Annotated in this window: 21 protein-coding genes; 7 read left to right on the top strand and 14 right to left on the bottom strand. The window is 69.0% G+C overall.

Translation table 11 applies throughout. The annotated features are described in order from the left end of the window. Positions 1-131: 131 nt before the first annotated feature. The 5 genes from HZ992_RS08440 to HZ992_RS08420 all read left to right on the top strand — a co-directional run bounded on the left by HZ992_RS08440 (position 132) and on the right by HZ992_RS08420 (position 5,806). On the top strand, positions 132-1,001 hold the full coding sequence (locus HZ992_RS08440; protein WP_209387089.1) for a carbohydrate ABC transporter permease: 870 nt from the start codon (positions 132-134) through the stop codon (positions 999-1,001). Next, on the top strand, positions 998-1,870 hold the full coding sequence (locus HZ992_RS08435; RefSeq protein ID WP_209386220.1) for a carbohydrate ABC transporter permease: 873 nt from the start codon (positions 998-1,000) through the stop codon (positions 1,868-1,870). Before HZ992_RS08440 ends, HZ992_RS08435 begins: the two co-directional genes overlap by 4 nt. Before the next feature lie 10 nt (positions 1,871-1,880). After that, positions 1,881-2,945, top strand: coding sequence for an ABC transporter ATP-binding protein (locus HZ992_RS08430; protein ID WP_209386219.1), 1,065 nt, complete (start codon positions 1,881-1,883; stop codon positions 2,943-2,945). A 72-nt stretch (positions 2,946-3,017) separates the two neighbouring features. After that, the gene (locus HZ992_RS08425) at positions 3,018-4,475 is read left to right on the top strand and encodes a TldD/PmbA family protein (RefSeq protein ID WP_209386218.1); all 1,458 of its coding nucleotides are present in this window, start codon (positions 3,018-3,020) and stop codon (positions 4,473-4,475) included. Next, positions 4,472-5,806, top strand: a complete 1,335-nt coding sequence (locus tag HZ992_RS08420) for a metallopeptidase TldD-related protein (RefSeq protein WP_209386217.1) — start codon at positions 4,472-4,474, stop codon at positions 5,804-5,806. The genes HZ992_RS08425 and HZ992_RS08420 overlap by 4 nt, the downstream gene beginning before the upstream one ends. A 3-nt stretch (positions 5,807-5,809) precedes the next feature. On the opposite strand, the gene HZ992_RS08415 is transcribed toward HZ992_RS08420, so the two are convergent. The 9 genes from HZ992_RS08415 to ccmA all read right to left on the bottom strand — a co-directional run bounded on the left by HZ992_RS08415 (position 5,810) and on the right by ccmA (position 13,001). Beyond that, complete coding sequence (locus HZ992_RS08415) at positions 5,810-7,153, bottom strand: sugar transferase (protein ID WP_209386216.1); 1,344 nt, start codon at positions 7,151-7,153, stop codon at positions 5,810-5,812. Positions 7,154-7,371: 218 nt separating this feature from the next. Then, on the bottom strand, positions 7,372-7,806 hold the full coding sequence (locus tag HZ992_RS08410; RefSeq protein ID WP_209386215.1) for a cytochrome c-type biogenesis protein: 435 nt from the start codon (positions 7,804-7,806) through the stop codon (positions 7,372-7,374). Next, complete coding sequence (locus HZ992_RS08405; protein ID WP_209386214.1) at positions 7,799-8,329, bottom strand: DsbE family thiol:disulfide interchange protein; 531 nt, start codon at positions 8,327-8,329, stop codon at positions 7,799-7,801. Before HZ992_RS08405 ends, HZ992_RS08410 begins: the two co-directional genes overlap by 8 nt. After that, the gene (locus HZ992_RS08400) at positions 8,326-10,299 is read right to left on the bottom strand and encodes a heme lyase CcmF/NrfE family subunit (RefSeq protein WP_209386213.1); all 1,974 of its coding nucleotides are present in this window, start codon (positions 10,297-10,299) and stop codon (positions 8,326-8,328) included. Before HZ992_RS08400 ends, HZ992_RS08405 begins: the two co-directional genes overlap by 4 nt. Next, a complete protein-coding gene (gene ccmE / locus HZ992_RS08395; RefSeq protein WP_209386212.1) occupies positions 10,296-10,757 on the bottom strand; it encodes a cytochrome c maturation protein CcmE in 462 nt (153 codons plus the stop codon). Before ccmE ends, HZ992_RS08400 begins: the two co-directional genes overlap by 4 nt. A gap of 1 nt (position 10,758) precedes the next feature. Continuing rightward, entirely contained in the window at positions 10,759-10,926 is a 168-nt protein-coding gene (gene ccmD / locus HZ992_RS08390) for a heme exporter protein CcmD (RefSeq protein ID WP_209386211.1), read from the bottom strand. Then, on the bottom strand, positions 10,923-11,678 hold the full coding sequence (ccmC, locus tag HZ992_RS08385) for a heme ABC transporter permease CcmC (protein ID WP_209386210.1): 756 nt from the start codon (positions 11,676-11,678) through the stop codon (positions 10,923-10,925). The genes ccmD and ccmC overlap by 4 nt, the downstream gene beginning before the upstream one ends. 7 nt (positions 11,679-11,685) lie before the next feature. Beyond that, positions 11,686-12,354 (bottom strand): heme exporter protein CcmB, encoded by a 669-nt coding sequence (ccmB, locus tag HZ992_RS08380; protein ID WP_209386209.1) that lies wholly within the window; start codon positions 12,352-12,354, stop codon positions 11,686-11,688. Further along, positions 12,351-13,001 (bottom strand): cytochrome c biogenesis heme-transporting ATPase CcmA, encoded by a 651-nt coding sequence (gene ccmA / locus HZ992_RS08375; protein ID WP_209386208.1) that lies wholly within the window; start codon positions 12,999-13,001, stop codon positions 12,351-12,353. Before ccmA ends, ccmB begins: the two co-directional genes overlap by 4 nt. 142 nt (positions 13,002-13,143) lie before the next feature. Between ccmA and HZ992_RS08370 the strand changes: the two genes are divergently transcribed. Next, entirely contained in the window at positions 13,144-13,566 is a 423-nt protein-coding gene (locus HZ992_RS08370; RefSeq protein ID WP_209386207.1) for a cupin domain-containing protein, read from the top strand. Here the strand turns inward: HZ992_RS08370 and HZ992_RS08365 are convergent, their stop codons facing one another. Beyond that, entirely contained in the window at positions 13,567-14,277 is a 711-nt protein-coding gene (locus tag HZ992_RS08365) for a glutathione S-transferase family protein (RefSeq protein WP_209386206.1), read from the bottom strand. It abuts the gene before it with no gap. 136 nt (positions 14,278-14,413) lie between these two features. Here HZ992_RS08365 and HZ992_RS08360 point away from each other — a divergent pair, with 136 nt between their 5' ends. Further along, entirely contained in the window at positions 14,414-15,631 is a 1,218-nt protein-coding gene (locus HZ992_RS08360; RefSeq protein ID WP_209386205.1) for a polyhydroxyalkanoate depolymerase, read from the top strand. On the opposite strand, the gene HZ992_RS08355 is transcribed toward HZ992_RS08360, so the two are convergent. The 4 genes from HZ992_RS08355 to aroC form a co-directional block, all read right to left on the bottom strand. Then, the gene (locus HZ992_RS08355) at positions 15,564-18,683 is read right to left on the bottom strand and encodes an efflux RND transporter permease subunit (RefSeq protein ID WP_209386204.1); all 3,120 of its coding nucleotides are present in this window, start codon (positions 18,681-18,683) and stop codon (positions 15,564-15,566) included. The genes HZ992_RS08360 and HZ992_RS08355 overlap by 68 nt on opposite strands. Before the next feature lie 10 nt (positions 18,684-18,693). Then, a complete protein-coding gene (locus tag HZ992_RS08350; protein ID WP_209386203.1) occupies positions 18,694-19,845 on the bottom strand; it encodes an efflux RND transporter periplasmic adaptor subunit in 1,152 nt (383 codons plus the stop codon). Between the two features lie 139 nt (positions 19,846-19,984). Then, complete coding sequence (locus HZ992_RS08345; RefSeq protein WP_245213397.1) at positions 19,985-21,958, bottom strand: methyl-accepting chemotaxis protein; 1,974 nt, start codon at positions 21,956-21,958, stop codon at positions 19,985-19,987. A 160-nt stretch (positions 21,959-22,118) separates the two neighbouring features. Continuing rightward, positions 22,119-23,219, bottom strand: coding sequence for a chorismate synthase (aroC, locus tag HZ992_RS08340; protein WP_209386202.1), 1,101 nt, complete (start codon positions 23,217-23,219; stop codon positions 22,119-22,121). Positions 23,220-23,363: the final 144 nt, after the last annotated feature.

Raw genomic sequence — 23,363 nt, 5'->3', positions numbered from 1 at the left:
CCGGCTGCGTTCCGTGTCATTCTCCCCGGCGCGGCGTCGCCCCGACGCCGCGCTCTCCTCCCGGGGTCCGCACCATGAACACGACGACTGCCACGCCCGCGCGCGCGGCGAGCACGGCTGTGCCCGTCTCGATGGCCACGCGCCTGTCGGAATGGATGCCCAAGCTCGTGCTGGCGCCCTCCTTCCTGCTCGCCTTCTTCTTCATCTACGGCCTGATGGCCTGGAACGGCTACCTGTCGCTGTCGGCCTCGCGGCTGCTGCCCAACTACGAGTTCGTCGGCCTCGAGCAGTACGCGACGCTGTGGGAGAGCGACCGCTGGTGGGTGGCGCTGAAGAACCTGGCCATCTACGGCGGCCTGTTCCTTTTCTTCGGCATGGCCATCGGGCTGCTGCTGGCCATCCTGCTCGACCAGAAGATCCGCGCCGAAGGCGTGCTGCGCACCGTCTACCTGTACCCGATGGCGCTGAGCTTCATCGTCACCGGCACGGCCTGGAAGTGGATCCTCAACCCGGGCCTGGGTCTTGAGAAAGTCATGCACGAATGGGGCTGGACGAGCTTCGGCTTCGACTGGCTGATCAACCCCGACCGCGCCATCTACACCGTCGTCATCGCAGGCGTCTGGCAGAGCGCCGGCTTCGTGATGGCGCTGTTCCTCGCCGGCCTGCGCGGCATCGACGACTCGATCCTGAAGGCCGCGCAGATCGACGGCGCGAGCCTGCCGCGCATCTACTGGCGCATCATCATCCCGAGCCTGCGGCCGGTGTTCTTCTCGACGCTGATGGTGCTGAGCCACCTGGCGATCAAGAGCTTCGACCTGGTGATGGCGCTGACTGCCGGCGGCCCGGGCTACGCCACCGACATGCCGGCCACCTTCATGTACACGATGGCCTTCTCGCGCGGGCAGATCGGCCTGGGCGCGGCCTCGGCGACGATCATGCTGGCCACCGTGGCGGCCATCGTCGTGCCCTACCTCTACTCCGAACTGAGGGCGAAGAAATGAACACCGCCGCCGCCCCGAACCGGCTCGACTGGCAGCGCCTGGCGCTGTGGTCGGTGCTGCTGCTGTTCGCCGTGTTCTTCCTGCTGCCGATGTACGTGATGCTCACGACCTCGCTGAAGGACATGGCGCAGATCCGCGAAGGCAACCTGCTGTCGCTGCCCACCGCGCCCACCTTCGACGCATGGAGCAAGGCCTGGAGCCACGCCTGCACCGGCATCGACTGCGGCGGCCTGCGGCCCTTCTTCATGAACTCGGTGCTGATGGTCATCCCGGCAGTGCTGATCTCCACGCTGCTGGGCGCCATCAACGGCTACGTGCTGGCGAAGTGGCGCTTCAAGGGCAGCGAGCTGATGTTCGCGCTGATGCTGTTCGGGGTGTTCATGCCGATGCAGGTGGTGCTGCTGCCGATGAGCCAGATCCTCGGCTGGATGGGCATCGCCAGTTCGGTGTGGGGCCTGGTGCTCGTGCACGTGGTCGCCGGCCTGCCCTCGACCACCCTGTTCTTCCGCAACTACTACGTCGGCCTGCCCGACGAACTGGTCAAGGCGGCGATGCTCGACGGTGCCGGCTTCTGGCGCATCTTCTGGCGCATCGTGCTGCCGCTGTCCACGCCGATCACGGTGGTCACGCTGATCTGGCAGTTCACCAACATCTGGAACGACTTCCTCTACGGCATCGTGTTCTCCGGCGCCGGCAGCAAGCCGATCACCGTGGGCCTGAACAACCTGGCCAACACCACGAGCTCGGTCAAGGAATACAACGTGGACATGGCTGCGGCGATGATCGCCGGCTTGCCCACGCTGTTCGTCTACATCGTCGCAGGCAAGTATTTCGTGCGCGGGCTGACAGCCGGCGCCGTCAAAGGCTGAGAGGGAATCCATGGGCGCACTATCCATCCGCAACGTCCGCCGCAGCTATGGCGCGGTCGACATCCTCAAGGGCATCGACATCGAGGTCGAGGCCGGCGACTTCCTGATCCTGGTCGGGCCCTCCGGCTGCGGCAAGAGCACGCTGCTGAACATCATCGCCGGGCTCGACAAGCCCACCGAGGGCGAGATCCACATCGGCGGGCGCGACGTGACTCACGCGCTGCCGAAGGACCGCGACATCGCGATGGTGTTCCAGAGCTACGCTCTCTACCCGAACATGAACGTGGCGCAGAACATCAGCTTCGGGCTGGAGATGCGCAACGTGCCCAAGCCGCAGCGCGACGAGGCGATCCAGCGCGTCTCGAAGATGCTGCAGATCGAGCATCTGCTCGACCGCAAGCCGGGGCAGCTTTCGGGTGGCCAGCGCCAGCGTGTGGCCATGGGCCGTGCGCTGGCGCGCGACCCGACGCTATTCCTGTTCGACGAGCCGCTGTCCAACCTCGACGCCAAGCTGCGCGTGGAGATGCGCGCCGAAATCAAGCACCTGCACAACAAGGCGCAGGTGACGACGGTGTACGTGACGCACGACCAGGTCGAGGCGATGACCCTGGGCGACCACATCGCGGTGATGAAGGGCGGCCTGATCGAGCAGCTCGGCTCGCCTGACGAGATCTACAGCCGGCCGGCCACGCGCTTCGTGGCAGAGTTCATCGGCTCGCCGGCCATGAACATCGTGACCGGCCAACGCGCCGCCAACGGCTTCGCCTCGCACGGCATCGACCTGACGCTCAACGATCAGCAGCGTGCATTGGTCGGCACCGGCCACCCCGACGGCATCCTCTACGGCCTGCGGCCCGAGGCGATGCTGCTGTCCGATACCGGCCTGCCCGGCACGATCAGCCTGGTCGAGCCGACCGGCCCCGAGACCTACGTGCTGGTCGACACCCCGATCGGCAAGATGATGGCGCGCGTGCCGGGCAAGGTGCACCAGGCGGTGGGCGAAAACGTCCACCTGCACTGGTCGGCCACCGAGGCGCACCTGTTCGACGCGAAGACGGAGCGCCGGGTGATCTGAGCGCTTTGGGGGGGTGCGGGCGGCGGCCCGCGCGTACACTGGCTCAAGTCAATAGCCGTACCGCGCGCCGCCATGTTCGATGCCCTCGACTCCCTGACGCAGCGCGTCGCGCCCGCCGATGCGCGCTGGACGCTGCGCGCTGTCGACGAACTCTCCGAGACGCTCACCGTCCGGCAGGACGTCGCCGAGGCGCCGCAGCGTTGCCGCGACACCGGCGTGATGGTCAGCGTGTCGCGCGACGGGGGCCTTGGCCACGCGGCCACGGCCGACCTCAGCGAAGCGGGCCTCGCCGACGCTTTCGTGCGCGCCGGCCGCATGGCCCGCGCCGTGGCCGGCCGCATGGTGTTCGACCCGGCCGACCTGCCGGCCGTCACGGCAACGGGCCGCTACGAGGGTGTGGTGCGGCGCCCGCTGCAGGCCCTGGGCCTGGGCGAGCGCCTGGCGCTGCTGCGCGAGGTGTGCGCGCAGGCCGGCGGCGACAGCCGCATCGTCGATCGCGTGGCCAGCCTGCTGACGGTGCAGTTCGAGCAGCTGCTGCTGACCAGCGACGGTGGCCGCAGTGAGCAGCGCTGGAGCCAGACCATGCCGCACGTCCAGGCCACCGCCCACGTGGGCGGCGTGACGCAGACCCGCTCGTCGGCCGGCCAGTACAACGGCTGGTGCCAGCAGGGCGGTCTGGAGGTGCTGGAACGCGCCCGCTTCGCCACCGAGGGCGCACGCGTCGCGGCCGAGGCGATCGAGCTGGCGATGGCACCGCCCTGCCCTGGCGGCACGATGGACGTGCTGCTGATGCCCGACCAGATGATGTTGCAGATCCACGAGTCCATCGGCCACCCGCTGGAGCTCGACCGCATCCTCGGCGACGAGCGCAATTTCGCCGGCACCAGCTTCGTCACGCTCGACATGTTCGGCCACTACGCCTACGGCAGCGAACTGCTGAACGTGACCTACGACCCGACGCGCCCCGAGCAGATCGCCAGCTTCGGCTTCGACGACGAGGGCGAGCCAGCACAGCGCCGCCACCTGATCGAGAACGGCATCCTCAAGCGGCCGCTGGGCGGCGCGGTGTCGCTGGCGCGGGCGCGCACGATTCGGCCCGATCTCGAAGGCGTGGCCACGGCACGCGCGAGCAGCTGGAACCGCGCGCCGATCGACCGCATGAGCAACCTGAACATCGAGCCCGGCACGTCCACGCTCGACGAGATGATCGCCAGCATCGAGCACGGCGTGATGCTGCACACCAATGTCTCGTGGAGCATCGACGACTCGCGCAACAAGTTCCAGTTCGGCTGCGAATCGGGCCGCATGATCCGCCACGGCAAGCTCGCCGAACTCGTGCGCGACCCGAGCTACCGCGGCATCAGCGCCACCTTCTGGCGCTCGCTGGCGATGGTGGGCGACGAAGGCACCTTTGAAGTGATGGGCACGCCCTACTGCGGCAAAGGCGAGCCCTCGCAGATGGTGCGTGTGGGCCACGCGGCGCCGGCCTGCAAGTTCAGCCGCGTCGCGGTGGTCGGGAGCGCGGCATGAACGTGGTCGAGCGCGCCTACTTCGAGGCCCTGGCCGCGGCGCTGTGCGGCCCGGTGCAGGCCGACGAGCGCGTGTCGCTGCTGCTGGCGGCGGAGTCGTCGAGCTTCATCCGCTTCAACCGCGGCGCGGTGCGCCAGGCCACGCATGTGGAGCAGGCCGTGGCCACGCTGTCGCTGGTGCGCGGCCGGCGCCATGCCGAGGTCCGCCTGGCGCTGGGCGGCCGGGTCGATGCCGACATCGCCCGGCTGCGTACGGAGCTCGACGCGTTGCGGGCCCTGCTGCCCGCGCTGCCGGACGACCCCTATTTGCTGCTGCCCGACGCACCGGCGTGCAGCGAGCGCCACGACACGGGTGAACTGCCCGGCGAGTCCGTGGTCGTTCAGGCCGTGGCGCGCGTGGCGGCGGGGCTGGACTTCGTCGGCTTCTATGCCGGTGGTCCGGTGGTGCGCGCCTTCGCCGACAGCCTGGGCTCGCGCCACTGGCACCACGTGCAGACCTTCCACTTCGACTGGTGCCTCTATCACACGGCCGACAAGGCCGTGAAGACCGCTTACGCTGGGTCGCACTGGAGCGAAGACGAATTTGCCCGCCACGTCGCCGAGAGCACGCGGCAGCTCGCCGTGATGGCGCGGCCGCCGCGGGTGCTCGCGCCCGGCGCCTACCGCGCCTGGTTCACGCCGACGGCGATGGCCGAACTGCTCGGCGCGCTGGCGTGGGGTGGCTTCGGCCTGAAGGAGCGGCGCACCGGCACCTCTACCCTGATGCGGCTCGCTCACCGCGACGCGGTGCTGCACCCCGACATCGAGATCAGCGAACACACCGCGCTGGGGCCCGCCCCGGCCTTCACCGCCGAGGGCTTCGCGCGGCCGCCGCGCGTGAGCCTGGTCGAGCGCGGCCTGGCCACCGGCACGCTGAACAGCGCACGTTCGGCGCAGGAGTTCGGCCTGGCCGCCAACGGCGCCAACAGGGAAGAAGTGCCGGAGTCGCTGTCGCTGGCCCCCGGCCGGTTGCCGGAGGCACAGGCACTGGCTGCGCTGGGCACGGGGCTGTGGATCAGCAACCTCTGGTACCTGAACTACTCGGACCGGCAGGCCTGCCGCATGACCGGCCTGACACGCTTCGCCTGCCTGTGGGTGGAAGATGGCCGGCCGGTGGAGCCGATCGGCGTCATGCGCTTCGACGATTCGTTCCTGCGCATGTTCGGCGAGGGCCTGCTGGGCCTGGGTGACCGCGCCGAACTGATCACCGAGAGCGACACCTACCTGGAGCGGCAGCTCGGCTCGAAGAGCACGCCGGGCGCGCTCGTCGAGGGCTGGCGGCTGACCCTGTGAGGCCTACTGGCCTTCGCCGAACAGCACCACGCTGACGGTGTCGATCAGGATCACGAGATCCAGCAGCAGCGAGTTGTTCTTGACGTAGTAGAGGTCGAACTGGTGCTTGTGCACCGCGTCCTCGAAGGTCGCGCCGTACGGGTAGCGCACCTGCGCCCAGCCGGTGACTCCGGGCTTGACAGTGTGGCGCAGGTCGTAGAACGGGATCTTCTGCTGCAGGTCGGCGACGAAGCTCGGTCGCTCGGGCCGCGGCCCGACGATGCTCATCTCGCCCTTGAGCACGGTGATGAGCTGCGGCAGCTCGTCGATGCGCGTCTTGCGGATGAAGCGGCCGACGCGGGTGACGCGTGCATCGTTCTTCGTCGCCCAGCGGGCCACGCCGTCACGCTCGGCGTCGGTGGTCATGCTGCGGAACTTCAGGCACATGAACGAATGGCCGCCCAGACCCACGCGCTCCTGGCGGTAGATCAGCGGGCCGCGGCTGTCGAGCTTGATCGCGATGGCGGCCAGGGCCATCACCGGCGACGCGAGCAGCAGCAGGAACGACGAGGTCAGCACGTCGAAGGCGCGCTTGAGCATCTGCCGCGCCTGGCCCTGGACGAAACCCGGGCCGTAGATGAGCCAGCTGGCCTTCAGGCTGTCCAGAGGCACCTCGCCGTGGGTCTGCTCGTAGAAGCCGGCCAGGTCGAGCACCGGCACGCCCATCGTGCGGCACACCACGAGTTGCTCCATCGGCATCGCACCGCCGCGCTGCTCGCGCGTGGCCACGATGATCGAATCGATCTCGAGCTCTTCGACCAGCCGTTCGAGCGCGACATTCCGATCGAGCACCAGCGTCGGGTCGATGCCGGCATCGGTGGCGGCGTCCTTGGCCGGATAGAAGCCGACCAGTTCGCCACGCATGCGCGGGCTGTGCCGCAGGTCGTGGGCCACCGACACCGCCTCGGCCCCGGTGCCGACGATCAGGAAGCGCTGGCGCCCGGCGGCGTGGCGGGCCAGCGCGATCGTGCCGCGCACGACGATCAGCCCCGCCAGAAGATTCAGAACCGAATGCCCGATCAGCCGACCCGGCTCGCCGTCGAAGTTCACTTCCTTGAGCAGCAGGTAGGTCAGGTAGCCGCCCATCCCGGCGGCGACCAACAGGCGCAGGATCTGAGCCGGCAAGGACAGGCCGACCTGCCGGTACAGGCCCATGCTGGCCAGCAAGGCGGCCATGCCGATCGCGAAGCCGGCCGCGACCAGGCGCAGCGAGGGATCGGCCAGCGGTCTGTGGATCTCGGTCAGCGGTGCCGCGCTGAGCCACCAGGCGGCGACGAGCACGGCCAGGAAACCCAGGAATGCATCCATGCCGGCATCGAAAAGCACAGAGGCATGGGCTCGATCATGGAACGCACGAAACACGCTGTCTCCCGGCGGCAGCGCCGGAGGCGCCGCCCCTGTACGTTGAGGGGTTTTGGATTATTGGCGGCCGCGGCGCGCGCAGCCCGGGGGCCGCGGCGCGCGCACAGTGACAAATGACACGCACGCTCACGCCCGGAGCGCGCCTTCCCCCCGAAGCAGGGGGACTACTCGGGCTGGTCGGGCTCGAACTGATCGTCCGGCAGCTTGCTGCGCCGGCGCAGCACGACGGCCAGCACGCCCAGGCCGCCCAGCACCAGCAAGGCAGGGCCATACCACAGCAAGGCGGTCGTCGACTTGACCGGCGGGCGGTACAGCACGAAGTCACCGTAGCGCTGCGTCATGTAGTCGATGATCTGCGCATCGCTCTGGCCCTTCTGCAGCATCTCGCGCACCTGCTGGCGCAGGTCCTGCGCGAGGTCGGCGTGCGAGTCGGCGATGGTCTGGTTCTGGCAAACCAGGCAACGCAGCTCGGCGGAGATCCGCATCACGCGCGCCTCGAGCACCGGGTCGTCGGAGGCCGGGGCGGCCTCCTTGGCGTCAGCGGCCAGCGGCAAGGCCAGCAGCAGCGCGAGCATCCAGCGGGAGAGCAGCTCAGGCATTGAGTTCCTTCAGCAGCGGCTCGATCTTCGTGCGCACCACTTCGGGCGTGAGCGGCCCGACATGCTTGTGGCGGATCATGCCCTGCTTGTCGATCACGAAGGTCTCGGGCACGCCGTAGACACCGTAGTCGATGCCGACCCGTCCGTCGCCGTCGAACAGCGAGGCTTCATAGGGGTTGCCCAGCTGGGTCAGGAAGCCCATGCCGGCCGGCCGGGTGTCCTTGTAGTTCAGGCCGTAGATCGGCACGAGCTTGCGCCGCGCGAACTCCACCAGCACCGGGTGCTCTTCGCGGCACGGCGCGCACCACGAGGCCCAGACGTTGAGGATCCAGACCTTGCCGAGCAGTTCGTCGCGCTTGATCGTCTGCGCCGGAGCATCCAGCCGGGTCAGGGTGAAGGCAGGCGCCGGCTTGCCGATCAACGGCGACGGCACTTCGCGCGGGTTCAGGTTCAGGCCCACCGCGAGGAAGACCGCGAGCACCAGGAAGATACCCAGCGGTATGAGGAACTTCAGGCTCTTCAAGCGCTCGCTCCCACGATGGACGATGCACCCTGCTCGCTGCGAACCTTGGCGCGGTAGCGGCGATCGGTGGCGGCGAGCAGGCCGCCCAGCGCCATCAGCAGGCAGCCGCCCCAGATCCAGTCGACGAAGGGCTTGAAGTAGACGCGCACGATCCAGGCGCCCTTGCTGCCTTCGATCGGCTCGCCCAGTGAGACGTACAGGTCGCGCGTGAAGCCGGTGTCGATGTCGGCCTCGGTCATCGGGTTCTGCTGCACGCGGTACATGCGCTTCTCGGGGTGCATCGTGCGCAGCATGCGCCCGTCACGGCTGACCTCGATGGTCGCCCGCGCCGCGACGTAGTTCGGCCCGGTCGTGTCGCTCACACCCTTGAAGGTGAAGGTGTAGCCGCGCACCTCGGTGGTGTCGCCCACCTCCATCTTCACGTCGCGCTCGACCTCGTGGCCCTTCACCATGGTCACGCCGATGATGAAGGCGGCCACGCCCAGGTGCGCGACCATCATGCCGACCATCGCCCGCGGCAGCAACTTGGCGCGCTCGAGCGGATTGCCACCGCGCAGGCGCTCGAACAGGTCGGTGGCCACCGAGGCGATGATCCAGAAAGCCATCGCCAGCCCGAGCGTCGCCTGGAAGCCGATCTCGCCGGTGGACCACTCCACCCCCAGCGCGGCCACGATCGCCACGCCCAGCGCCCAGCGCAGCCGGGTCCACAGGTCGGGCAGCTCGGTGGCCTTCCAGCGCGCCATCGGGCCCACGCCCATCAGGAAGACCAGCGGCGCCATCAAGGGCACGAACACGGTGTCGAAGTACGGCGGGCCGACCGAGATCTTGCCCAGGCCCAGCGCATCGAGCACCAGCGGGTACAGCGTGCCCAGCAAGACCGCGCCGGTGGCGGCCACCAGCAACACATTGTTGAGCAGCAGCAGCGTCTCGCGCGAGAGCAGGCCGAAACGTGCGCCGAGGCCGACCTTCGGCGCGCGCCAGGCGTACAGCGTCAGCGACGCGCCGATCACGATGACCAGGAAGATGAGGATGAACAGGCCGCGGCGCGGGTCGGTGGCGAAGGCGTGCACCGAGCTGAGCACACCCGAGCGGACCAGGAAGGTACCCAGCAGCGACAGCGAGAAGGCCATGATCGCCAGCAGCACCGTCCAGCTCTTGAAGCTGCCGCGCTTTTCGGTCACGGCCAGCGAGTGGATGAGCGCCGTGCCCACCAGCCAGGGCATGAAGGAGGCGTTCTCGACCGGGTCCCAGAACCACCAGCCGCCCCAGCCCAGTTCGTAGTAGGCCCACCAGCTGCCCAGCGCGATGCCGATGGTCAGGAAGATCCAGGCCACCGTGGTCCAGGGGCGCGTCCAGCGCGCCCAGGTGGCGTCGAGGTTGCCGCCGATCAAGGCCGCCACCGCGAACGCGAAGGCCACCGAGAAGCCCACGTAGCCCATGTACAGCATCGGCGGGTGGATCACCATGCCCGGGTCCTGCAGCAGCGGGTTCAGGTCGCGTCCTTCTGGGGCGGCGGGGATCAGACGGTCGAAGGGGTTGGAGGTCGCCAGCATGAAGAGCAGGAAGCCCACACTGATCAGGCCCATCACCGCCAGGATGCGAGCCAGCACCGGCTGCGGGAGGTGCGCGCTGAAGCGGGCCACGGCCAGCTGCCAGACGCACAGCATCATCACCCACAGCAGCAGCGAGCCCTCGTGGCTGCCCCAGGAGGCGGCGATGCGGTAGGGCAGCGGCAAGGCGCTGTTGGAGTTGCTCGCAACGTTGAGCACCGAGAAGTCATGCTGGACGAAGGACGTGACCAGGCAGCCGAAGGCGAAGGCCACGAACACGAACTCGGCGATGGCCAGCGGCCGCGCCAGCGCCATCCAGTCGGCACGGCCCTTCTGCGCGCCGGCCATCGGCACCACCCCCAGCACCGCCGACACGCCCAGCGCCAGCCACAGCGCGATATGCCCGAGTTCCGGAATCACTTCGCGCTCCCTTGGGCCACGCCCTTGTTCATCTGGTCGTTCACCTGTTGCGCCTTCTTGAGTGCTTCGGCCGCCTCGGGCGGCATGTAGTTCTCGTCGTGCTTGGCCAGCACCTCGCGGGCGACGAACACACCGTCACGAAGTTGTCCCTGCGCGACCACGCCCTTGCCCTCCTTGAACAGGTCGGGAAGGATGCCCTCGTACTGCACCGGCACGGTCTTGGCCGTGTCGGTGACGACGAAGTTGACCTTGACGCCATCGCGCTTGACGGTGCCTTCCTGCACCAGCCCGCCGAGGCGGAAGGTGCGGTTGGCCGGCGCCTCGTGAGAGGCGATCTGCGACGGCGAGTAGAAGAACACCAGGTTGCTCTGGAAGGCGTTGAGCACCAGCGTGGCGATCGCGCCCACGGCGACGACGACACCGCCGGCGATGGCCAGGCGTTTGTGGCGGGGCTTCATGTCAGGACTCCTCGGAAAGACTTGCGGCATCTCGGCGGGCCCGAGCATGCCTGTGATGGGCCAGGATGGGCTCGATGACCATCAGCACCGCGGTGGCAATGTAGGAGCCCCAGACGTAGAGCCCGTAACCACCCATTGCGAAGAATTCGCTCGCGCTGTTCCAGTTCATGCCTTCGACCCCTGCTTACGAACCAGTTCCGTCACCCATTCCGTGTGCTGCTCGCGCTCGATCACGATCGCGCGGGCGCGCATGAAGACCACTGCGAAGGCATAGGCCCAGAACGCGAAGGTCATCAGCAGCATCGCCGTCAGCATGGTCTGCGCCATCTTCGGCGCCGCCGTCATGCTGATCGTCGCGCCCTGGTGCAGCGTGTTCCACCACTTCACCGAGAAGTAGATGATCGGCACGTTCACCGCCCCCACCACCGCCAGCAACGCACCGGCCTGGTCGGCGCGGCGGGTGTCGTCGATCGCGTTGACCAGGGCCAGGAATCCCAGATACAGGAAAAGCAGGATGAGTTCCGAGGTCAGCCGCGCATCCCACACCCACCAGGTGCCCCAGGTCGGCTTGCCCCAGAAGGCGCCGGTCCACAGGGCCAGGAAGGTGAACATCGCGCCGGTCGGGGCGATCGCGCGCGCCACCATCGAGGCCAGGCGGGCATTGAAGGCCCAGCCGATGGCGGCCCAGAAGGCCATCACGAGGTACAGCAGCATCGACATCCAGGCCGCCGGCACGTGGACGAAGATCACGCGGTACGACTCGCCCTGCGTCGCGTCGGTCGGGGCGACGAAGAAGCCCATGTACAGCCCCGCGCCGGTCAGCGCGATGCACGCCGCCCACAGCCACGGGATCAGCGCGCCGGTCAGGCCGTAGAAGCGCACCGGCGAGGCGAAGGTGAAGAGTCTCAGTTGCCCTGGCATCGAAGGCTCACTCCGTGGCAATGCGCAGCGCCGCGCCGGTGGCCAGCGGCGCGAGCAGCACCGAGGCGATCAGCAAGGCGCCGAGCAGGGAAAAATGACCGCGTGTCGAGATGCCGGCCTCGGCGGCCGACACTGCGCCGGCGCCGAAGATCAGCGCCGGGATGCACAGCGGCAGGATGATGAGGATCAGCAGCACCGCGCCGCTGCGCAGGCCCAGCGTGAGCGCCGCGCCCAGCCCGCCGAGCAGGCTGAGGATGGGCGTGCCCAGCAGCAGCGACAGCGCCAGCGTGGTGTTGGCCACCGTGCTGAGGTCGAACAGCAGCCCGAACAGCGGTGCGGCCAGCACCAGCGGTGCGCCGGTGACGACCCAGTGCGCCAGCGCCTTGGCCGCGGCGATCATCCACAGCGACTCGCCGGAGAGCAGCATCTGCTCCAGCGAGCCGTCGGCATGGTCGACGCCGTACAGCTGCGTCAGCGACATCATCGCGGCCAGCAGCGCGCACACCCACACCACGCCCGGCGCGATCTGGCGCAGCGTCTGCGGCTCCGGGCCGACGCCGAGCGGGAACAGGCTCACGGCGACGAGGAAGAAGGCGATCGGCAGCAGCGCCTCGACACGGCGCCGCGCCGCCAGCCGCAGGTCCCGCGCGACGATGGTCGTGAAGGCGCGGCTCATCGGGCGGCGTAGGCATCGAGTTGCAGCGTGACCGGCTGAGGGTCGCGCAGCGTCAGGTCGATGTGGCTGGTCAGCACCGCGGCCCCGCCCCGGCGGGCGTGCTGGCCGAGCGCCTCGTCGAGCATCGCCGTGCCTTCGGCATCGAGCGCATCGTAGGGTTCGTCGAGGATCCACACCGGCGCGGCGGCGTCGACCTGCAGGCGCGCCAGCGCGACACGGCGCCGCTGCCCCTGCGAGAGCGTGCGCACCGCGGCGTTGCGGCGGCTGAACAGGCCGACCTTGCGCAGCGCCGGCTCGACGCTGGCGGCGTCGCCCGCCTGGCCATGCAGCCGGGCGAGGAATTGCAGCGCTTCCAGCACGGTGAGATCGTCCTTCAGGGCGTTGGCATGGGCCAGATAGCACAGGCTGCGGTGATAGGCCGCACCGGCCTGGCGCAGCGGCACGCCGTCCCAGGTCACCGCCCCTTCGGCCGGCGTCGACAGGCCGGCCAGCAGGCGCAGCAGGCTGGTCTTGCCGCTGCCGTTGGGCCCGCGCAGCCAGACGAGCTGGCCGCCCTGGAGCGAAAAATCGAGCCCGCGGAACAGCAGCCGGTCGCCGCGGCGACAGGCAAGTTGGCTGGCCGCTAGCGCGGGGCGGGAGGAGGACACGTCAGATCTGGGGCGGCTCGTTCGAAACCCGAACCATACCGTAAACGTCTTGGGCCTCCCTTATCCCCGGTCAACCCGAGCGACGGGAACGGATGATGCATGGCGCCCTGCCGTCTCACCCCATTCGAGCGGAGGAATCACCATGCTGGACAGCACCACCACCCGTTTCTCGCACGTCAAGCCCGACGACACCGCCTGGCGCAGCGACGGCCTGCGCGACTTCTTCATCTACAAGGACCTGGGTGTCGAGGCCGCCACCTCCGGCCGGGTGCTCGCGCAGCTCGTCAAGGCCAACATGGCACCCGAAAAGGGCACCGGCTGGCACCGCCATGAGGCGGACTTCCACATCGTCATCATGACCAAGGGCTGGGCGAAGTTCATGTACGGCGACCAGGAGACGCTCGTCGCAGCCGGCGACTGCGTGCACCAGCGCCCGGGCATCGTGCACTACCTGTTCGACTACTCGCCCGACATGGAGTACCTCGAGATCGTCGGCCCGGCGGACTTCAAGACCGTCGACATGCCGGCGCCCTGCGAGGTACCAGCGCCGTCGAGCTGGGCCTGATCAGAACTCCATGTCGAGTTCCTCGATCTCCTCGGGCTCGCGCTTCGCCGCGGCGAGCCACTCCTTCATCTCGGGCATCGCCATGATCGTCTGGCAGTACGCCAGGCAGGGCTTGTTGAGCTTCACGTCGTAAGTCAGGAAGCGCGTGACCACAGGCGCGTACATCGCGTCGGCCATCGTGTGCTTCTTGCCGAACAGGAACGGGCCGCCGTAGGTGGCCAGGCACTCGGTCCAGATCTCGACGACGCGGTCGATGTCGGGCTGCGCACCGGCCCAGATCTTGAAGCCCGGGTGGCGGGCCTTCAGGTTCATCGGCAGCGCCGAGCGCAGGTTGGCGAAGCCGGAGTTCATCTCGCCGCTGACCGAGCGGCAGTGCGCGCGGGCGATGCGGTCGGCCGGCATCAGCCCGGCAGCGGGAAAGATCTCGTCGAGGTAGTGCGCGATGGCCAGCGTGTTCCAGACCTTCGCGCCCTCGTGAGTCAGGCAGGGCACGCGGATCGATGGCGCGAGCAGCAGCAGCTCCTTGCGGGCTTCGGCATCGTCGGGCGAGACCATCACCTCGTCGAAGTCGAGCCCGGCGAAACGCGCCAGCAGCCAGCCGCGCAGCGACCACGACGAGTAGTTCTTGCTCGACAGCGTGAGGGTGGCGCGCGCCGATGCTGCACGCTTGCGGGGGGCGGCCTTCGGGCGGGCGGGGATGGCGACGGGCATGGCGGGCTTCCGGCGGTGCGGGCGCGGCCCGCGGTCCCCGGAACCTGCAGCAATCCACGTGCCACGCACGTGCTGCGGCCGCGCGTTGGCGCGCAAGTTGCTCCGCTGGCCGCACGACACTCTGCGGGAAGGCCCCATGATGTACCACGCCTACCAGGCCCACAACGACCTGCTCTGGCCGCTGCGTTCATTCGCCCGCGCCAGCGTGCCGCTGCTGCTCGACCCGACCCTCGGGATGGGCGGGCACCCGCCGCACCGGCAGGTCGCCGCGGCCTGCGAGGTGATGCGGCTGGCCGAGGTGACGCACCGCCGGCCCGACTGGGCGATCACCTCGGTCACCGCGCAGGGCCGCGACTGGCCGGTGGTCGAGGAAGTGGTGCACAGCGCCGCCTTCGGCACGCTGCTGCGCTTCGCCAAGCCGGGCGCGACCGAGCAGCCGCGCGTGCTGATCGTGGCCCCGATGTCGGGCCACTTCGCCACGCTGCTGCGCGACACCGTGCGCACGATGCTGATCGACCACGACGTCTACATCACCGACTGGCACAACGCCCGCGACGTGCCGCTGGCCGCAGGCCGCTTCGGCCTGGACGAATACATCGAGCATCTGATGCAGTTCCTCGCCGTGATGGGCCCGGGCGCGCACCTGATGGCGATCTGCCAGCCCTGCGTGGCGGCCCTTGCCGCCGTGGCCCTGATGTCGGAAGACGAGCACCCGGCCACGCCGGCCAGCCTGACCCTGATGGCCGGGCCGATCGACTGCCGCATCAGCCCGACCGAGGTGAACAAGCTGGCGACCACCAAGCCGATCGAGTGGTTCGAGAGCAAGCTGATCAGCCGCGTGCCCTGGCGATTCCGCGGTGCCGGGCGGCGCGTCTACCCCGGCTTCGTGCAACTCACCGCGTTCATGAGCATGAACAAGGACCGCCACGTCAACGCCTTTCGCGACTACTACGTCAACCTGGTCGAGCAGGACGACGAGAAGACCCAGGCGACCCGGGCCTTCTACGAGGAATACATGGCGGTGGCCGACCTGCCGGCGGAGTTCTACCTCGAGACCGTGCAGCAGGTGTTCCAGGACTACGCGCTGCCGCGCGGCGAGCTCACTTTCCGCGGCCGGCGCGTCGACCCGTCGGCGATCCGCCGCACAGCGCTGGTCACCATCGAGGGCGAGCGCGACGACATCTGCGCCCCTGGCCAGACGCTCGCCGCGCAGGACCTGTGCAGCAGGCTGCGCCCCTACATGCGCACGCACTACGTGCAGCCCGGCGTGGGCCACTACGGCGTGTTCAGCGGGCGGCGATGGCAGAACCAGATCTATCCGCTGGTTCGGGACGTGATTCACGTGTCGGGCTGAACTTCGGCCCGACCAGGTAGCTCCACAACACCGGCACCACCACCAGCGTCAGCAGCGTCGAGGTGATGACGCCGCCGATGATGGCCCGGCCCATCGGCGCCTGCAGCTCGCCGCCGTCGTTCAGCGCCAGCGCCAGCGGCAGCATGCCGAACACCATCGCCGCGGTGGTCATGATGATCGGCCGCATGCGGATCAGGCCGGCCTGCAGCAGCGCGTCGGCCACGCTCGCGCCGTTGCGTAGCTCGCGGTTGGCGAAGTCGACCAGCAGGATCGCGTTCTTCGTCACCAGGCCCATCAGCATCACCAGGCCGATCATCGAGAAGATGTTCAGCGTGCTGCGCCACAGCAGCAGTGCCAGCATCACGCCGATCAGCGCCAGCGGCAGCGAGGCCATGATGGCGATCGGCTGCAGGAAGCTGCCGAACTGGCTGGCCAGCACGATGTAGATGAAGATCACCGCCAACACCATCGCGCCGAGCATGGCGCCGAAGGCCTCTTCCTGGTCGCGCGTCGAGCCGCCGACGTCGAAGGTGAAGCCCGGCGGCAGCGTGGTGGTCTTGACGAGCTTCTGCACATCGTCGCCCACATCGCCCGCCGGCCGGCCCTGCACGCCGGCGAAGATGGCCTCGCGGCGCTGCAGGTTCTGGCGGCGGATCACCTCGGGGTTGACCACCGGCTCGATGGTCGCCACGGCGTCCAGCGGAATCGGCGTGCCGTCCTTGGCGAAGGCCACCGGCAGCTTGCCCATCTGCGACACACGCTCGCGCTGCGTCTCGGGCAGGCGCAGCAGCACCTCGACCTGCTCGCCTTCCGGCGTCGTCCAGTAGGTGCCGACCTCGCCATTGACGTAGGCGCGCAGGCTGGAGGCGAGCTGCGGCGCGGTCAGGCCGAGCTCGCGCACCGCGCCCTGCTTCAGGCGAACGGCGTAGGCCGGCAGGCCCGGCTTGACGGAGAGCTCGACGTCGGCGATGCCGGGCACCTTGCGCACCTGCTCGGCGAACTCGCTGGCCACCTTCGCCAGGCCCTGCGCGTCGCTGCCGAGGATGGCCACATAGATCGGCCGGTCGAAACCCACGGAGACCTCGATGCCGGGGATCTTCGCGATCTCGGCACGGATCGCGTCCTCGATCTGCTTCTGCGTGCGCTTGCGTTCGCTGCGCTCGACCAGGCCGATGTTCAGCGAAGCCTGGTTGCGCCCGACGGCCAGGCCCGTGCCCTGCCCGCCCACGTTGGTGGAGATCGTCTTCACCTCGGGAAAGGCGGCGACGATGGCCTCAACCTGGCGCACCTTCTCGTCGCTGCGCGCCAGGCTGGAGCCCACGGTCATGCGGATGGCCAACTGCGTGAAGCCCTGGTCGGTCTGCGGGATGAACTCGCTGCCCACCAGAGGCGCCAGGCCGATGGCACCGACGAAGCTCGCCAGGCCGACGCCGAGCACGATCAGCCGGTTGCGCTTGGGACGCTCGAACACCCAGCGGATCAGCCGCTCGTACGCATCGTGCAGCACGTCCAGGCCGTGGTCGGTGGCGCGGATCAGGTGCGACAGGCCCCAGACCTTGCGCGCCATCGTGCCCGGCGGATCCGGCCAGCGGCTGGACAGCATCGGGTCGAGCGTGAAGCTGACGAACAGCGACACGAGCACCGCCACCGCCACCGTGATGCCAAAGGGAAAGAAGAACTTGCCGACGATGCCGCTCATGAAGGCCACGGGCACGAACACCGCGCAGATCGCGAAGGTGGTGGCCATCACCGCCAGGCCGATCTCCTCGGTGCCTTCGCGCGCGGCGGTGAAGTGGTCGCTGCCGAGCTTGACGTGCCGCACGATGTTCTCGCGCACGACGATGGCGTCGTCGATCAGCAGCCCGATGCACAGGCTCAGCGCCATCATGGTCATGAAGTTCAGCGTGAAGCCCAGCGCATACACGGCGATGAAGCTGGAGATCACCGCGATGGGCAGCGTCAGGCCGGTGATGATGGTGCTGCGCCAGGAGTGCAGGAACAGGAACACGATCGCCACGGTGAGCAGCGCGCCCTCGATCAGCGTGTGCTGCAGGCCCTTCAGCGAACCCTTGACGAAGTCGCTGTTGGCGTAGACCAGGCGCAGCTCCACGTCCGGCGGCAGGCCCTTGCGCACCTCGTCCATCGCCGCCTTGATGGCCTCGCCCGTGGCCACGACGTTGGCGTCCTGCTGCTTGTAGACGTTGAAGTTCACCGCACGCTGGCCGTTGATGCGCGCCACCGAGTCGGCCTCGCGCTCGCGTTCGACGAGCTGGCCGAGGTCGCCCAGCGTCAGCGGCAGGCCGCCGCGGTGGGCCACCACCATGTCGGCGAATTGCCGCGGGTCACTGGCCCGGCCCTCGACGCGCAGGATGGCGTCCTGCGTGCTGTCCGACAGCAGGCCCACCGGCTGGTCGGCATTCGCCTCGCGCAGCCCCGCCGCCACCTGCGCCGGCGTGATCGCGTAGGCGCGCAGCCGCGCCGGGTCGAGGTCGATGCGCACCTCACGCTTGGCCAGACCCGAGACGTCGACGGTCGCGACCCCTTCCACGCGCTGCAGCCGCTTGGCCACCACCTGCTCGGCCAGGATCGACAGCTCGCGCGCGCTGCGCGTGGGCGAGAGCAGCGCGCTGACCACCACCGGCTGGCTGTTGTCGTTGTTGAAGCGCGCCACCGTCGGCGGCTTGGCGTCCTTCGGGAAGGCCGACTGCACGACGGCGATGCGGTCGCGCACGTCCTGCATCGCGCGGGCCATGTCGGCGTTGAGGGTGAACTCCACACTGGTCTGGCTGCGGCCCTCGAAGCTGCGCGAGGTGATGCGCTTGACGCCGGCGATGCTGTTCAGGCCCTCCTCCACCAGCTTGGTGATCTCGCGCTCGACGGCCTCGGGCGAGGCGCCAGGGTAGGCCACGTCGACGAAGGCCACCGGCGGGTTCACGTCGGGCATCTGCTCGACACCCAGCCGGGCGTACGAGAACAGGCCCAGCACGCACAGCGCCACCATCACCATGGTCGCGAACACCGGGTTCGCGATCGACACGCGGGTCACCCACATGGCGAGCTCCTCAGCGCAGGTTGGAAGAGGCGGCCGCCGAGGCGACCGCAGAGGCGCGCGCCACGACGACCGCCTTGGCGCCTTCGCGCAGGTTGTCGAAGCGGGCGGCGAGCACCTGCACGCCGGTGGCCAGGCCCGAGACCACCTCGACGCGGCCCAGCGCCTCGTCGCGGCGCCCGATGGTGATTGCGCGTCGTGCCAGCACGCCGTTGTCGATCACCCAGACCTGCGGCTGCCCGGCCTGCCCGCCGACGGCGGCCAGCGGCACCGTCAGGCGCTGCGCGGTGTCGGCCAGCGTCACCTGCGCCACCGCGTACTGGCCGGCCCGCAGCCGCTCCTTCGGGTTGGCCACGCTCACCGTCACGCCGATCGAGCGCGTGCCCGGCTCGGCCGCCGGCGCGATGCGCTCGATCCGGCCGGTCACCGGCTGCTCGAGTCCCTCGATGCGCAGTTGCACCGGCATGCCCGGCGCCAGCAGCGCCACCTCGTGCGTGCCGACACTGCCAGCCAGCTCCAGCGTGGCCAGGTCGACCAGGGTCAGCACCGGCTGCTCCATCGCCAGCTTCTCGCCGGGCAGCACGTGCCGCTTGCTGACCAGCCCGGCGATCGGCGCCACCAGCGCCGCCTCGCGCAGGCCCAGGCGCGCGGTGCTCAGCTGCGCCTGCGCGGCGTCGAGCCCGGCGCGCGCTGCGTCGAGCGCCGTGCGCGAGCTGTCCAGGGCATTGGGCGAGATGAACTTCTGATCGGCCAGGCCCTGGTTCGATGCGTGGGTGCGCTGTGCCTGCACGAACTGCGCGCGCGCCGACTCGACGGCAGCCTGGCGCTCAGCCACGCGGCTGCCGATGTCGGACAGGTCGATCTGCCCGAGCGGCTGCCCGGCGCGCACCCGGCTGCCCTCACCCACCACCAGCGAGAGCAGCGTGCCAGCCGCCTTGGCGCGCACCACGGCACTCTGCGGGGCGACAAGCGCGCCGGAGAACTCCAGTTGCAGCGGCAGGCTCGCCAGCGTGGGCTGCACCACCTCTCGGGGCGTGAACTCGAGCGTGGGCTCGACCTTGGGCGCGTCCTTGGCGCCGAAGGCGACCCCGGACACCTTGGCGGCGCCCAACGCCGCCGCCACCACCAGCAAACCCACCCCGCCCAGCCACCAGGCCTTGTGCATGTCCTGCCCCTCCAGAGCCGCTCTTGTGAAGCGGCGCCAGTCTAGGCGCGGGTTGACATGGCGCAATCCCCCGTTGCGACAGGCTGCGGGGCCGGGGCGACGAACTGCGCCGCCGGCGGACGAACGGGAAGGCCGCGGCTCAGGCCGGCAGCTTGAAGCGGGACACTTCCTCGGCCAGCTTGACGGCCTGCTCCTTCAGCGAGGCCGCCGCCGCGGCGGTCTGCTCGACCAGGGCCGAGTTCTGCTGCGTCATGCTGTCCAGGTCCTGCACGGCCTGGGTGGTCTGGCTCACGCCGGTGGCCTGCTCGTTGGCACCGTTGGCGATGGCTGCGAGCAGCTTGTTGACGCGGTGCGCGCTGTCGACGATCTCGCCGATCGTGGTGCCGGCGTTGCGCACGATCTTCGCGCCGTCGGACACCTGGTCCACGCTCACGGTGATCAGGTCCTTGATTTCCTTGGCGGCGCTGGCCGAGCGCTGCGCCAATGCCCGCACCTCGGAAGCCACCACCGCGAAGCCGCGGCCGGCTTCGCCGGCACGTGCCGCTTCCACCGCTGCATTCAGCGCGAGGATGTTCGTCTGGAAGGCGATGCCGTCGATCACGCCGATGATGTCGCCGATCTTCGTCGACGAGGCATGGATGCCTTCCATCGTCGTCACCATGCTGCCGATGATGTCGCCGCCGCGCTCGGCCATGGTCGCATTGCTGCGCGCGATGGTGGCGGCCTCCTGCGCGCTGTCGGCGGTGGACTGCACGGTGGACGAGATCTCGTCCATCGCCGCAGCCGACTGCTGAAGATTGGCGGCGGCCTGCTCGGTGCGCGCGGACAGGTCCATCGAACCGTCGGAGATCTCGGCGCTCGAGTGGACGATGCTTTCGGACGCGCCTCGCACGCGGTTGACGATGGTGCGCAGCGAGGCCTGCATGTCGGCCAGCGAGCCCATCAGGCGCGCTGCTTCGTCCTGCCCCCAGGGGCGCGGGTGGGTGGTGAGGTCGCCGGCAGTCATGGCTTCCAGGTGCTTCTGCACCTCGCGCAGGCCGCCGTGGGTGACCAGGTAGAAGGAGTAGAAGAGATAGGCCGCGGTGGCCAGCGAGAGCACCACGACGACGGCCACCCAGGCGCGCTGCGAAGCCATCCGGGCGCGGCGCTCCTCGAGCAGGACGTCGAGCTTGTCGAGTGTCTTGACCTGCACGGTGCGCAGGCTGTCGATGACCGTGGCGCCGGCGGCCAGCTTGGCATCGTCGGACTTCAGGCTCGTGGCAAGTTCGTGGAAGGCATGCAGTTCGTGTCGCACCGCCTCATCGCGCAGTTCCGCCTTGAGGGCGGGCTGGAGCGAATAGACCTTCGGCATGCCCGCTGCCCAGCGTTCGTCGCTGTAGTCGCCCAGCGCCTCGGCGCGCACCATCTCGTGCGTCACGTCAGCCGAGGCGGGCATGCCGCGCGCCACGGCGCGGGCCCGGTCGCCCAGGCGGGCAGTGGCCTCGATGACGACGGGCAAGGCGGCGGTCGCGCTGTCCATCAGGTAGTAGGTGTCGAGGTCGGGGTCGAGCGTCAGGTTGGAGCCGTCGGCGGCCTGTGTCAGCAGGGCGAGCACGGCGTCGACCCGCTTCGAATAGTTCGCATAGGTCGTGCTCCAGTCGCCGGCGGCGACCACCACGGCGGCCTCCTTGACGGCCGCGAGTGCCTTGCCCGTGTCGATGTCGGCACCGATCTGTGCCTCGATCTGTTCGACCTTCTTGAGCTGGGCGGCGAACGCGTCGTTGGCTGCACCCAGCGCGGTGCCGTCGCCCCCCTTGAGTTGTGCGGCAGCCGCCACGGCGCGTTGTTCCTGCGCCAGCTTGACCAGCGGAAGCACCTCGCGGGCGTAGGCCACGCCTTCGCGCTCCTTCTGCGTGAACGCGATCGCATCCGCCTTGTCGATGAAGTAGTTCCAACCCAGCACGCCCACCGGCAGGGTGAGCATCGCCAGGATGATCAGTGCCTTGGTCTGGAACTGGATGCGTCGGAACAGCTTCACGCCCGGCGCCCAGGCACCGTGGTGGCGGAAGAACTCGATCAAGCCGCTGGAAGCTGCGCGTTCAGCGGTTTGCGGCGAGCTGACTGACTGGTTCATTGCGTCCCCTGAGACAACGAAAGCAGTGGCGCTGATCAACGGTGATCAGCAGTCACTTATTCGTACTGGCCTCATTGTCGGCATGCGATGCCAAGGCCTTGAGGGGAATTGAGCTCGGATAGGCTGGCATTTCTGGCGCGAGCGCCGGAAATGCCGCCGTTCAGACGATGTGGCCCGGAATGGCAGCCAGCGTGCTGCGCACATCGCCACACTGGGCACGGTGGCGCAGCGCGTGGTCCATCAGCACCAGCGCCAGCATCGCCTCGGCGATCGGCGTGGCGCGGATGCCGACGCAGGGGTCGTGGCGGCCGAAGGTCTCCACCGTGGCGGGCTGGCCGGCGAGGTCGATCGAGCGGCGCGGGCTGCGGATCGAGCTGGTGGGCTTGATCGCGATGCTCACCGTGATGTCCTGCCCGGTGGAGATGCCGCCGAGCACGCCGCCGGCGTTGTTGCTGGCAAAACCCTGCGGCGTCAGCTCGTCGCCGTGGGTCGTGCCGCGCTGCGCCACGCTGGCGAAGCCGGCGCCGATCTCGACGCCCTTGACGGCGTTGATGCCCATCATCGCGTAGGCGATGTCGGCGTCGAGCTTGTCGAACAGCGGCTCTCCCAGGCCCACCGGCACCTGCCGCGCCACCACGGCAATGCGCGCACCGCAACTGTCGCCGGCCTTGCGCAGCTCGTCCATGTACGCTTCCAGGCGAGCAATGTCGCTCGCGTTGGCGGCGAAGAACGGGTTGTCCGGGATGTGCTGCTCGCCCTCGAAAGGGATCTCGAGGTCGCCGATCTGCGTCATGTAGCCGGAGAAGCTCGTGCCGTACTGCTGCGCGAGCCACTTTCGCGCCACGGCGCCGGCGCCGACCATGGGCGCCGTCAGCCGCGCCGAGGAGCGCCCGCCGCCGCGCGGGTCGCGCAAGCCGTATTTCTGTTGATAGGTGTAGTCGGCATGCCCGGGCCGGAAGGTCTGGACGATGTTGCCGTAGTCCTTGCTGCGCTGGTCGGTGTTGCGGATCAGCAGGCAGATCGGCGTGCCGGTGGTCTTGCCCTCGTACACGCCGGAAAGGATCTCCACCGAGTCGGGCTCGTTGCGCTGCGTCACATGCCGGCTGGTGCCCGGGCGGCGGCGGTCGAGCTCGGGCTGGATGTCGGCCTCCGACAACGCCATTCCCGGCGGGCAGCCGTCGATGACGCAACCGATGGCAGGCCCATGCGACTCGCCGAAGTTGGTGACGCGGAACAGTTCGCCGAAGGTGCTGCCGGACATGGCGCCTGGGTGCGCGAAGGCGGAGTTGGGGGGCGCGCCGCACAACTTCGCAGCACAGGCCGGCATTGTAAGAGCGGCGTCGATCCGGGGTTGCGCATCAAAAAGGTGCGCTGCAGGCTAAATAAGTGAGCGCAGATGACGAAA

The sequence above is a fragment of the Rhizobacter sp. AJA081-3 genome (assembly GCF_017795745.1).
Taxonomy (GTDB): Bacteria; Pseudomonadota; Gammaproteobacteria; order Burkholderiales; family Burkholderiaceae_C; genus Piscinibacter.
Note: the sequence above shows the minus strand (reverse complement) of the source record. Positions and strands in the feature narration are given on the sequence as shown.